The organism is Fulvivirga sp. M361, from assembly GCF_007097395.1.
GTDB lineage: Bacteria > Bacteroidota > Bacteroidia > Cytophagales > Cyclobacteriaceae > Fulvivirga.
In genome coordinates, this window is the sequence record NZ_VKDC01000003.1 from 224,483 (window position 1) to 238,243 (window position 13,761).

The 13,761-nt window shown below is 44.3% G+C and carries 7 protein-coding genes; 2 read left to right on the forward strand and 5 right to left on the reverse strand.

Annotated features, from left to right (window positions below):
- Complete coding sequence (locus FNH22_RS03400) at positions 1–1,380, forward strand: metallophosphoesterase family protein (protein WP_143396912.1); 1,380 nt, start codon at positions 1–3, stop codon at positions 1,378–1,380.
- Positions 1,381–1,591: 211 nt separating this feature from the next.
- Here the strand turns inward: FNH22_RS03400 and FNH22_RS03405 are convergent, their stop codons facing one another.
- The 5 genes from FNH22_RS03405 to FNH22_RS03425 form a co-directional block, all read right to left on the reverse strand.
- Complete coding sequence (locus FNH22_RS03405; RefSeq protein ID WP_143396913.1) at positions 1,592–2,818, reverse strand: carboxypeptidase-like regulatory domain-containing protein; 1,227 nt, start codon at positions 2,816–2,818, stop codon at positions 1,592–1,594.
- A 50-nt stretch (positions 2,819–2,868) separates the two neighbouring features.
- Positions 2,869–3,216 (reverse strand): hypothetical protein, encoded by a 348-nt coding sequence (locus tag FNH22_RS03410; RefSeq protein WP_143396914.1) that lies wholly within the window; start codon positions 3,214–3,216, stop codon positions 2,869–2,871.
- Between the two features lie 132 nt (positions 3,217–3,348).
- Positions 3,349–4,638, reverse strand: coding sequence for a serine hydrolase (locus FNH22_RS03415; protein WP_143396915.1), 1,290 nt, complete (start codon positions 4,636–4,638; stop codon positions 3,349–3,351).
- An 80-nt stretch (positions 4,639–4,718) separates the two neighbouring features.
- Entirely contained in the window at positions 4,719–7,049 is a 2,331-nt protein-coding gene (pbpC, locus tag FNH22_RS03420) for a penicillin-binding protein 1C (RefSeq protein WP_143396916.1), read from the reverse strand.
- Positions 7,050–7,180: 131 nt separating this feature from the next.
- Positions 7,181–12,787 carry an alpha-2-macroglobulin gene (locus FNH22_RS03425; RefSeq protein ID WP_143396917.1) on the reverse strand — a complete coding sequence of 1,869 codons (5,607 nt, stop codon included), beginning with the start codon at positions 12,785–12,787 and terminating at the stop codon, positions 7,181–7,183.
- A 614-nt stretch (positions 12,788–13,401) separates the two neighbouring features.
- Between FNH22_RS03425 and FNH22_RS03430 the strand changes: the two genes are divergently transcribed.
- Positions 13,402–13,650 (forward strand): DUF6520 family protein, encoded by a 249-nt coding sequence (locus FNH22_RS03430; RefSeq protein ID WP_143396918.1) that lies wholly within the window; start codon positions 13,402–13,404, stop codon positions 13,648–13,650.
- Positions 13,651–13,761: the final 111 nt, after the last annotated feature.

Here is a 13,761-nt window from a genome sequence, read left to right on the forward strand (position 1 = left end):
GTGAAAAATACGGCTGCATTCTTGTTGATAATGTTGTCTGTTGTGCTGGAAGTACAGGCCCAAACTCATGAAGACCGCTATCGGCCTACGGACTGGCCGGACCATGTCATTCTAAATTTGACAGAGGAGGGAAATGAAAGAACGATCACCTGGAGAACAGATACTTCAGCCGGACCACAGTCAGTACAGTGGCTGGTGGCGGATGCCTCTTCTAATCTGGAAGAAAAAGCAAAAACAGCCGCTGCTCATTCGGAAATGATACAGACGGAGGAGGTACTGGCGCAATACAGTACATATCACTTTAAAGGTCTGACGGCCGGAATAACTTATGCCTATCGTGTGGGAGCGAAAGAGCACTGGAGTGAGTGGTATCAGTTTAATATTCCCCACGAGGACCAGGCTTTCACCTTTCTTTATTTCGGTGATGCACAGAATGACATGCGTGACCTGTGGTCGCGTTGTATCCGAAAGGCCACTGACCTTTCAGAAGAAGTCGATTTCATGCTCCACGCCGGTGATATGGTAGATTTTGCCAGTGCCAACCGGGAGTGGGGAGAGTGGTTCTTTGGGGGTGGATGGATGTTCGCCTCTACACCACAAGTGCCTGTGGCAGGTAATCATGAGTATGTCAGGAAAAACGGGCAACCGGCTTTGAATCATTATTGGAGAGCTTCATTTACTGTTCCGTTAAATGGTCCGGCCGGGCTGGAGGAAACGGTTTATTACTTTGACTATGAAAATGTACGGTTTATTGTTCTTGACAGTCGCGATATGCTCATTGATGATGAGCATGCAAAGAGGCAGGCCCACTGGTTGGAAACATTATTGAAAAATAATGATCAAAAATGGACCATTATAAGTCACCATCACCCCATTTACTCTGCCCGGGCCAATCGAGGGGATTACAAAGTACGAGCCTGGCTGGAACCTCTATACGATAAATACGGTGTAGACTTGGTGCTACAGGGGCATCATCATTCTTTCGCCAGGGGGCGTGGCGAAAAGGAAGTAGGAAAAGAAATGTTTTCCGGTCCGGTCTATTACGTTTCTAACAGTGGCCCAAAAATGTATGACACCAATTTTGCCCCCTGGATGGAACGTGTAGGTACTGATGTGCAGCTATTTCACCAGGTCAAAGTGGTGGACAATACCATTGAAGTATTGACGTATCTGGTCAACGGGGAGCTTTACGATCATATCAAACTAACGAAACGAGCTAACGGGGATAAAGAATTTCATGAGATTGCCATAGAGGGTATAAAAGAACGGCTTGATTTTTCACATGCCAGTTATGGAGCGGACATTGACCTGGGAGAGGAAAATAGAAAGCGTTTCAAAAAAATGGCGGAGGAGTATCTGAGGAAAAGACAGAAGCGATAGTGTCAATCCAACGCCTGACTTTCCGCTCAAAAAGCAGTAGGCAAGCATCCAATCTCAACATCCAGCTACTAGCACCTAGCATCCAGTTACCAGCACCCAGCATCTAGCACCTAACTTCTCTACTCTTTGCTCTCTGCCCCAGGCTCTCCGCCCTCTGCCCCAGGCTCTCCGCCCTCTGCCCCAGGCTCTCCGCCCTCTGCCCCTGGCTCTCTCATTCCATTCCTTCAAAGGCGGCTTTTAGCTTGTTGCTTTGTTCTAAAACATTATAGTTTTCCCAAAAGAGTGGGTCGTCTTTACCCAGGCTGGTGGCGAATAGCTGTTTGCTTTTGAAAGCGTCTTCTTTAGAAAATGGCTGTATATTTCTTTTCTTTAGATCAGTGGTGATAATATGAAGGCCCAGGTCCATTTGTTCTGTTGTCTGGGTGTATTCCATTAAATAATCAAATCCAAGACTAAGTCTTACCTGGCTTAACGCCCATTCAGTTCCATACAGGTCATAGTCTAATACCGCCCGCATTGAAGTGGCCGTAACATAGAAGGCTGACCCTTTACCGTTTTTTACATTTTTGCGGTTTAGAATATCAATACCGGAAGGCGTCATCTCAAATTCAATACGGATCACCGCCCTGGAGTCTGTTTCAATATACATTCTGCCCTGGTGAAAAGATTTGGGGGAGTCTTTTCGCGGATTGAACGATATGATATAAACATCCATTCCATTGTAATTGGTGATATCAGTCAGCTCATAATGGAACAGGTTAATTTTTTTGTTGGATAAGAAATTGCGCCTTCTTTTGATGAAATCATAGGAATTGAATGCGGTAGGACCAGCCCTGACAGCAGGGGGTTGCCTGGTTTTATCGCTTGCCAGCTTGCCGTCCCGTTTTCTTCCTTTAATGACCTTTACCTGGTCTTCTTTTATGCTTTTCTTGTCATAACCTGTTTTATAAGTGCTGATCACACCTTCCAGGTAGCTGTAGTATTCATCACTGATCTTTACAGATTCATTGTAAAATCCGGTCAACTGTGTTGGGTTTCTGCCATAGTTGTCGGGTATTTTACGGATTACTTCTTTTAACAGTACTTCGGGGTTTATATCAGTAACTACCACTTCTTCGAGTATTTTGCTCTCCGGGATAAGTATTACTTCAAGGAAACTGCTTTCAATGGATGGGACGGGGATCAACTGAGTCGTATAACCAATGGCGCTAATGGAGACGGTGTCGGTTTTTGACGACATCGGGATCTTGAAAGAAAACTCACCATCTTCATTCACTACAGTGCCTATCGACCGGTTTTTAAGCGTAACATGGCTGTAAGGAACAGGTTCTTCTGATGCTTTGTCATAGACTGTACCCCTTACCACTAAAAAATCTGTAGATTGGGCTTTTACTATTCCTAAATGACTTAGAAAAAATAAGACAAAAATATATCTCATTAACTAAAGGGTTATGCAGTAAGGAATGTTGAATTCTGATCTTAAGACTATTATTTACTACAGGTGGCCTGGAAATCTACCACCTCCGCATTTTCTTCAGATTTGGCCCGTGTTACCATTGCCAGGGCAAGCTTTTCATCCTGGATCTTTTTTAGCGGGTCTTCGCCCGAATAGCTTTCGTCAACATTCTTTCGGATCCATTTTTCCGCTTGCCTTAAGAGTTTCCTGTACTTTGGTGACTTTACACAACAGTCAATGACGAACATATTACTCACAACCCTTTTAGCTCCTTTATTTACCTTGGCATCCATCCATACATACCAGGTATCACTTTCGGCAGCAGTATCTGTGGATTGACTTCTCCCACTTGTAGCGCTACTTAAAAAAGTGATTATCATAAGTATTTGTAAGAAATACAAAGTTGAAAAACGTGAACTATAAAGTTTCAATACTGACATTAATTGGTTTTGCATGGAGATGTGAATTTGCTATACGTTTGAAACGAAAAGAATAGCAACAGGTTTGATCAATTATCTTTTAATTATCCGATGGGTAACCAAACGCTTATCTTGCACAACGGTAAGAATATAAATGCCTGGGCTTAATCCGCTGATGTCTATTTCTTTTGTTCTTGTCCATGTGTTCAAGGGTCGGCCTGCAAGATTAGTGATCTGTGTTTGATCCGGAACAGGCCCGGTGATAGTAAGGGTTTTTGTGGCTGGTTGTGGGTATACTACCTGGTTATTTTCATTCGGTATCTCCGTCGCCGTGATCTGGCATTCCAATGACATTATTCTTGCCCATAGATCATTCAAAAAATTAACCGGTGCTAATTCCTGATCATCCTGTGCCCCTTGACGTATTAATATCATGCCATTTTGTGGTGAAATGCTAATGAATTGACCCTGTGATCCGGCTGCCGTATAAGTGTCGTCCGGTGCATCCGGTGTAAGCGGCCCTGTTAAGGAAGTTGGGCTCTCAGGAGTGATATGAGATGCTTTTCCATTTAACCACCACAAATAACCATAAGAAGGGTTAAGCTCTTGCGAAGTGTTGATCATATCCTTGTAATAATCCATATCGGATAAGATAGGAGAGTCGTTCCATTGTCCCTCCGCTTGTACCATAAGGCCAAACCGTGCCATGTCCCTGGCGCGGCTTACAAAAAAACTATTAAAACCGGCTTTAACCCAGACCCCGGACATTCCTATTTTTTCCTTTATGTGCGAATTGGTAAAAAGATTGAGATTTTCGGCAGCTGCATTCTCAATCACATTTCTTAGCAGTGAATATGGGCCATTATGATACACCCATCGGGTTCCTGCATCTGTTTTGTAAATAAGGCATTCTGGCGAAGAGCAAAAGAAGTCGGTTTCATCTACTCCCGAAGTCATGGTCAGTTGATTTCTAATGGTGATCTTAGCTTCTTGTGCCGGAGTTAAACTCGTCCAGGCTGCCCCAAGGTAGTCGGACGTTTTATCATTGATATCGAGCAGGTTTTCTGCCTGGGCTATTCCGGTTAAAACAGCCATCAGGCTCTTGCCGGCAGAAAACCAGAACCATACACTGTCCTGCGTATAATTTCCGAAATATTTCTCTAATACGATCTTCCCGTCTTTGAGTAGCATAAAAGATTTACTCTGTTCCCGGGCCAGGTAATCGTACAACGCATCGATACTAGTCTCGCACCAGTTGAAAGATGCAGGGTCGGTAGTTTCCCATACATCACTATTTAAAGGAGGGAAATAGAGTTCTTGAGGTTCCTGGGCATGGATAGAAAGTGTTAGTAAAGAAAACGTAAAAAAATAAAAATACTTCATGGTTGATCAGTTCTACTCTTTAGACCATTGAGCGATCAAAAAGTTTAATGTTCCAGGAGTTCAGTGGGAAGTTAAGAGGGTTAATCATTCAGTATTTCAAATTTTTTGATCAATTCGTTGCCTTCTTCATCTACTATGATCAACTCGTGCATCCCCTTTTTTTCACTAATTTCCATTTGATGAAAATCACGAGTCATTCCTAGAAATGAGCCATCCAGGTGCCAAAAAATCTGAAGGCCGGGGTTCCGGTGGGCTAGCTCAAACACCACACCTCCGCGTGTCCCGTCTAATTCTATGGGTATAAATAGCTTATCGGAGTTTTTGGGATAGATCAATTCCATGGCGGCTGTTCGGTTGGCATCAGCACAGTCTTTGCGTAAAGGAGGTAAGGTGCGATAAAAAGGGGACGTTCTTTTGAAATACCACTCCTGGACAGGTGGTAAAACAAACCAACTCGCATTTTTTATGTTCGAGGGGGGCTCACAGTTCGTGTTTACCTGCCATTGTTCATCCTGGCTTAGATGTACCACTTTATGAAAAGGACAGCCCAGCATTTTGGAAACAGCTTTAGGTACCCAGGTAGTGTCTGTGCTGTTACATCGGGTGGAAGACGGGTATCCGCTTTTGACGCATACTGTGGCCTGCACCATGTCATCATAGGGAGGAAAGAACCAGTCAGATGTTTTCAATAAGGTAAAGAGGTCAAACATCAAGGGAGCCGCTGCGGTGACTCCCGTGAGCCCCGTCCGTCCCTCGCCATCGGCATTTCCCACCCAAACGGCTACTACATATTCTGCGGTTACGCCCACGGCCCATGCGTCTTTATTCCCAAAGCTGGTCCCTGTTTTCCAGGCCACCTGACGACTGGACCGGAAAGATTGCCATCCATCCTCACTTACCGGCCGGCTTACTTGTGTCATGGCTTTGAAAGTGTGGTATATTGCTCCTGCAGACAGGTATTTGGTATTTCTAGGATAGCTGCTTAGTGTGGGAGTTATGAGATCCGTTTTAAAAAAATCATTGGATGAATATTCCACTCCCTGGTTTTTTAGTACCCTGGCCATTCCACCATACATATTAGCGAGGTCGATCAATCTGGCTTCAGCACCACCCAGGATCAATGAGAGACCATAATGATTGGAGGGATAAACCAGGGTGGACATACTCATATTTTTCAGATCGTTATAGAATCGGTCTACCCCATATTGCTGAAGCATGCGTACAAAAGGGATGTTCAGTGACCGGTATAACGCTTCATCCGCTTTAACTGCTCCATCGAACGAAGGGAAATAGTTTTTAGGTGCGTAACCTGATAAGTAAGTAGGTACGTCAGGCACAAGCATGTTAGGCAATAACTCTCCATGTGTTAATGCAGCCGCATACAAAAATGGTTTTAGAATACTACCGGTACTTCTGGGGGCGATCACTACATCTACGGCATTATCATGGTTTTTGCCGGTAGTAGCGTTGCCCACATACGAAATGATACTACCGTCCTCCACTTTTAAAATGAGTGCAGCTCCATTGTAAACCTCATTGTAGGATAGCTGTGAGACATGATCGTTCAGTATGCGCTGGGTCTGTCTTTGGAGATTGGGTTTAAGGTTACTTTGTATTCTTTGCCCTCTGTGCCTGCTATATATTCTGTCCAATGCGTGAGGGGCTACCTGTGGCAGGGGATAGGGACGTTCTGGAAGGGGCTCTAACTTTGCCAATCGATTGGTTTCATCATCCAGGATATCTTTTGATAATAGCCTGTCGAGTAGGAAATCCCGCTTTTGTTTTAACAGCTCTTTATTTTTACCCGGATAGATCAGCGAGGGAGCATTCGGCAATACTGCCAATACCGCATATTCTGCCCAGGAAAGCTCATAAGGAGATCTTCCAAAATAGCGCCAGGAAGCGGCTTCCAGTCCTACTACATTTCCACCAAAAGGAGCATTTCCTGCATACAGGTTAAGAATTTCATCTTTGCTCAGGTTAGTCTCCAGGTGAAGTGCGATGAACGTTTCCAACAGTTTCTGCCAATAGTTTCGTGGCTTTCCGGCACGAAGCAGACGTGCCACCTGCATCGTAATCGTACTACCTCCCTGCACGATCTTACCTTCGCGAAGGTTTACGAGCAGCGAACGTAGTACCGCTACAGGGTTGATGCCAGGATGATATTCAAAGTATTGGTCTTCAAACTGAAGAATGCAAACTTTGAAACGATGTGGCACTGAGTCAGTAGCTGGGAAACGCCACTGCCCGTCTTCAGCTATACGAGCGCCAAGCAGGTCCCCATTTGATGCTTCTAATACAGTGGATGTAGGTGTTGTAAAAGAGGGTTCAGGAAGTATAAACCGAGAGATCATCAGCAAAGTCAAAACGACAATGCCAAACCACTTTATACTCTTTTTCCAATTTACCATAATATTGCTCTATGCTCCATGCCCTAAGCCCTGGCTCAAAAGCAACAGGCAAAAAGCAGTCGACAAGCACCCAATGTCAAAAACCTATACCCGGCACTTGCCCCCATGCTCCATGCCTTAAACCCTATGCCCTACTCCCCGGGCCGCACCACTTCCACCCATTGTCCTGCGGTACGTGCGAATATCTCGTTATCATACATAGATTCTGCCGATACGGCTGACAGGTAATATTTCCCCAGGTAGGCAGCATTAAGCATCACCCGAAAAGTTTTTGTATGGTTACCTGAATTATAGGTAGTATACCTGTACAGATCGAAATAAGTAAGCACTCTGTCATCACGAATATCCTGGTAATCAGGGATGTCAGCTGTATGTACGGATTGAGTGCCATCCATTCGCGTATTCAGTATTTCCCAACCTGATGGAAATATCTGGGTCAGGGCCATGTTTTCCAGTCTTAGGTTTGGATTGTTATGACTTACCGTAACCTCTGCCATGAAATCGGTTCCCTGTTCAATCTTAGTGGGGTCCAGATTTTGGTCATCCATCGTTAAGTAATTCACATATATTTCCAGGTTGCTCTGTGCGCTGGTTTCATTGCCCATAGGTGGTACGCCTGATATCGCCATTCGTGCAAAAAGTACACCCTCTCCTTTATTGGTAATACTTGCAGTTCCCTGTTTCGTTTTCGTGTTTTCAACCTGTATGAGTCTTAAAGGCAATGTAGAAGTCAGGTTGTCTTTTTGCTTCCCGATTTCATAGCTGAATTTCATCGCTTTGGAAGTACCATCCGACCCTGCAAACTTTACCATGGCCATCAGACAGTAAGCAGTAGATTGAGTACTTAACCATCGCTTGCCTGAGAGGGCAGAAGAAATACTTTTTACCAGAGTGATAGCTTCGGTGCGCCGATCCATAACACTCATAGCTTCCAGCACCATGGCATTGTCACGATCTATTGATCCGTAGGTGTAGCTGTCATTGCCTTTGGTAGGTACGTAAGTATGTACATTGGCAATCATTTTTTGAGCGGTTTGCTGCTGTCCGGCCAGGTGGTACGTCATCGCCAGGCGCCATATGCCGGTGGCACCAAGTTTGTTATCCGCTTTTAACCGGTTCATGGCCCCTATCTCCGGTTTTCCGGCAAGGGCCAGGGTGTACAAACGATAGACCTGTGCAAAATCATACCTGTAGTTGACATGACGGCCCCTGGAGTCAGTGGTTTTCACCGGGTTGTAATTTCGTGCGGTACGTTTTTGATATTGGATCCATTTGTTTTTCATGCCAATGGGAAGCGTAAAGCCCTTGGCTTCGGCCTCTAACATAAAATGACCTGCATAGCTGGTGGCCCAATCACTTGAACGCGTGCCGTTTGGCCAGTAGCTGAATCCACCATCACTGTACTGAAAAGAATTTAATTTTCGAAGCGCTGATTTAATATTGTCTGACATACGGGCCTCTACACGGCTGTCCACCTCCATTACATCCCCAATGTATAACTGAGGGAAAGCTTTGGAAGTAGTTTGTTCAATACATCCATGTGGATAGCCGATGAGGTATTTGAGCCTTCGTTCGAAGTCAATGGGTGGAATGTTGGAAAGCTCCAACGTGGCAGCATTAGTGCCATCCACGCCAAAAAAGCTATAGGCCAGCTCTGAAGTTTTGCCTGGTTCAATAACAGTTTCTACAAAATCCGTGGCTTCCGGGTTGGGGTTACGGACTTCCAGCTCTATCTCATGACTTGCTTTTTCACGGCCACTGCTTACTATGACTTTTACCGTTCCCTTACCTATAGCTGAAGCCACGTCCAGTTCAAAATTTACCACCTGATCACCTGGTTGGTCAAAACGAATGGTCTGTGTATGGGTATACCCTTTTTTGAAAAGTGTATTGGCCTCTACCTGTACTTTTACCTCTTTGATCTTTTTCTCCATAGCAAATACAGTGACCGGCAGTTTTACAGACTCTTCGGGACCAAGCACACGTGGGAGCGTAGCCAGTACCATGAGCGGTTTTTTCACCGGAGTGGTTTTTTCCGCATTTCCATAAGCCCCATCCTGACCGGCTATGACCATAGTACGGACAGAGCCTACGTAGTTAGGAATATCAATTTCATGGACATTTTTATCACCACTTTCCAATTCATAGGGGCCTAAATAACGTACCATGGGCTTAAAGCGATTCACACTTTCTTTTTCATCAGCAGCTGCTTCTTCATCACCACCAATACTTAGCAAGCGTTCCAGCTTTCCGCCATAAGCCCCGATGACCTGGTCATACAGGTCCCATGTTTTTACCCCCAATGCTTCCCTGGCATAGAAAACCGGGTGTGGATTTGGTGTGCGGAAACGAGTAAGGTCAAGTAAGCCATCATCTACTATGGCCAGAGTGTACGTCATGGGCTTACCGCCTTTTTCCGATATTCTTACCTTTATTTTGGATTCGGGCTCCAGTTCGTCGGGCATGTTTATGACCGGTTCCAGGTGGGTCTGTGGATCTTCCACCAGTAGTGGGATCACCCCATACAGTCGGATAGGCAAGTTATTTTCATGAACATGAGGCTGTAACATGGTAACACTGACAAAGGCATTAGGCGCCATATCGGGAGTTATGGTTAAATTGTGAGTAATTTCACCTTCACTCACTTCCAGCCAGCTGGCTTCTATCACTTTTGATCCCGATTCCACCGTAAGTAATGCGCGCCCATTGCCGCTGGAAGGAATGGATATTTTAGCTGTTTCCCCAACGCTGTATTTTTCTTTATCAGAAGAAAATGAAAGCATGGAAGCCCCACCGGGATTTTCGCGCTTTCCTCTGCCTGCCCATCCGGGCCAGTCCACATAGACAATTTTTCCGGTGCTATGCCCGCTTTTTCGGTCCGTAACACGGATCATATATCTTCCCCAGTCCGGGTATTCTATTTTAAAACTGAATGTTCCTTTGCCGTTGACGGTTTTAGCTTTAAACTTTTGGAGCCAGTTTTTATAGGAACTACCTACATAATTTGCCAGGTATTCATCAGAGGAATCCCACCACCATCTCCAGTTAAGTTTATACACGCTTACGTCCATGCCGTCTACACTGACGGGTTTGCCTTCCGGGTCAACCGTTACTAGTTGAATAGTGTGTAAGGTATCGGTTAACAGCATTCCTCTACGGTCACCTTTAGGAGTTTTAATGCCTACATAATGTTCATAAGGTGAGTAGGGGATAGAGAACCGGTCGATGCTGAAATCCCCACTTTCCTCGAAAACGCGTGTTACGAAGTTGGCCCGTAGCTTTCCGGGAGCGGCGTCGTTTACCCTGATATTTGCTTTCACTGTAGCTGAACCGTTCTCATCAATGTTGTCGTCAAACAATATTTGTTCATCTGCTTCAAAACGTCTGGCAGGGTCAGTGAAAGTGTATTCAGGATACTTATCAAAAGAAGTAGTACCGGGCGTCAGCGTTACGGCCACTTTAGCCCGTAGGTTCCTTGCTACGGCACCATGCAGCCAGGTGACATTCATTTCACCTCGTACATCCGGTCGATGCACGGAAAGCATGTCTACGCCAAAATCCATTTTTACTTTGAGGCGATTGGGCTTAATGGCTTCAATTTTCAATATTTTGGTAAAAGTAGCTCCACCTACTTTGGCTTTCATCGTCCAGTTGCCGGTAGGAGCTTCGGCTTCCGTTTTTACCGTAAAATTGAAAAAACCGTTCAGCCCGGTATTTTTCACCATCCGGTGAGTGATCTGACCTAATGGATTGGTCATTTCAAAGATCACCGGATGACTTTCCGGGAGCAGTTGGGCTTTATCTTCCAGCATCAGGTTGAGAAAAAGTGTATCTCCGGGACGCCAAACGCCTCTTTCTCCATAGATGTAGCCTTTTAATCCATTTTGCACGGTCTGACCACTGACATCGAACTGGCTAAGAGAAAGAGAAGAGCCGTGGTCCAATTTCAGGTAGCCTCTTTCAGTGCCATTACGGGCCACCAGCAGAAAGGGTTTGGTAGACAGGTCCACTTCCACCATACCCTGACCATCTGTTTTGCCTGAAGTGATCAGCTGGTTTTGGAAATTGTAAAGTTCAATGTCTATTCCGGACAATGCATCTGTAGTGCGAAGGTCAGTGGCAGCCACTAAGATTTTCCGGTTTTTACCTCCTTTGGCAATCAGTCCGATGTTGGACGCCAGTATGTTTCTGCTCACTTTTCGGTTTTGACGATAATACGCCTGGTGACAGGGATTGTCACGTTCATTCCAGTCATAATTGTAGCCGTACCCATAATCGTCATAATAGTAATCCTGGTAATAGTCCCATTGAGAACTCTCCTGGTCCTCATACGTATCCCAGTTTTCTTCTGTCTCAGTGTTATCTTCTTCATCACTCTCACCTTCGCAAGCGTACATCGAGTAGGCCTTTCGGAATCCCAGTTCTATCCGGTAGATAGCGCCGGGTTCTTCTTTGATGATCTCAGCAAGGTCTAAAGTGAATTTGTTCCATACCCCATAATCTATGGGGGTGTCGGAAGTAAGATTGATCTTCTTTTTAAGGATCGGCCGGCCTACGCGTGTCATTTGCGCATTACCCCCTAGTCGGTTGACCTGTAAAAACTGTTGGATATTACTTTCATAGATCTTAATGATCTTCACATCTACAGCATTCAGGTTGACGGCTTCAAATGGAAATACCATGCCGTCTGTGCCTGGCAGAATGATGCCGTTACCCGTTAAACGTACGGCAGGTTTAACTTCTACAAATGCCAGTTCTATTTTCTGGGCCTCGGCCAGTCGGTTACCCCGTATATTTTTCACCCCTTGTTCTACGATCAGGTTTTTCGTTCCTTTTTGGCGTGTGCTGGTGTATACTTTGACGGTATTTTCTTCTATTACATAACGAAGGTTAGAAACTCCATCGATACGAATGAGTCCCTGCAGGTTCTGGTCTTTTTTCAATGGGTCTGAAAAACGGACCTGTATATATTGTTCGGGCGATTGTATTACAGTAGCTTCCATCATGACAAAATCACTCAACGAGGGGATCTCGTATTCCAGATTGCCTTCTACTTCTACCTCTACAGGGTCACCAGACCACTCCAGTAATACAATGCCGGCACTTTCCTTTCGCTCTACGCTGTCTATGGTGAACTCATGGTATTTTCCGGAAGCGTAATGCGTCCATCGTATCTTGAGGCGCTGCTTGTTTTGCTCCGCATGTAAGAGTTTAACCACTTCTTCTTCTGTCATATAATCAACAGAAGTCAACTGGCCGGTAAGGCTATTCCAAACCAGGTCATTTTCATCGTACAATTGTGTGCCTTCCACAGAAAGATCAAAAGATTGAGTAGGCGTCTGGATCTGGTAGTTAAATTCATCAAATTCTGAGGTCACGTCCAGCACCTTACCTAATTCAAAGGTCACATCATATTGTGTGCCTGAGGCTAAGAATTCTTCAAAGCGAAACGCTATGGTTTGATTGTCTATCCAAAAGGCTTTTCCTTTAGCTTTGGGTGAGAAGTCAAAGAGGGTTTCTTCAATAACCCCTTCAGATTCCGTAAACTGCTGGCTTGCACTGGCCAGTCGTATGGTTAATTCTGAGTTTTTTGAGATAAATCCCGAAGTAAAGCTGCTGATGTATTCGCTGAACGCCGGATCAGGGTCACCCATTTTTTCTTTTTTACAGCTGGTAAAGGGTAAGATAAAGGCCAGAAAAAGAAAGAGAAATGGCCGGGGTAAGGGCAAAGCGATCATCAGGAATGTTAAGGTTTATATACAGTCCCTAATATGGTCATATTATTTGAATAATGGAATGATGAAAGATAGCTTTTGGCTTTTTTCAGTGGTTGGACTTACCATGAAGTTGAAATAGGCAGGACCTGTAATTTTACGGTTGCCTCTGATATTTTTGGATGGGTTTCTAACTGTTGTATCTTATAATAAAAGCAATATTTTGTACCATCCCCATAGAACACCCATTGAAAATAAAGAGCTAACAAATGTTGAAACAGGGTAAATTTCATTACGCATGATAGCCGTTCGTTTCTATATCTTTATTATTCGCGGCACGGACACAAACTAGTTGGAGTATGAATTAAAATCAACTGGCTATAACATTTCTCAACTCATTTAAATTGCTTAATTTCATTCTGGAATTTAGAAAAAAGTTCATCTCTTAGCTGCCCGTCTGTTTATAATTATTTTCAAATTCTCGGACTAATTACCATGGGTGCATCAATGATTTCATAGTAGTGATTAGCTGATATTATAGATAAGGATATTGAGATATTCCATTATGTAGTACTGTCACAGGCGACGCCGAAAACCTGTTAATAGAGTAGGTCTGAATAGTTCATTAAATCAAAATCATGAAAAAATTAAAAAGAATTTTACCGGTATTAGCTTTTTTATTTGCGATAGGTTTAGCTTTTGCTGACCCAGCCAGAGACTTTATTATTACTCCATCCGGGCAGGTTGCAGTTGTTTCTGAATTAGGTCCTGAATGTAATATAAATAACGTGGGACCAGCTTGTACAGTTTTTGGCTTGACAGTATATGATGCTGTAGATGCAAATGGAAATCCAATAAATATAAAAAGACTAGGCCTACTACCTTGACCGGGTAGTAAGTTGAGAGGCCGTCTCAAAAGTAATTTTGAATAGCCCCAGCTTTTGTATAAGAGGTACCTGAATGCATTTACCTTTTTGAGACAGCCTCTTCAGTTGTAG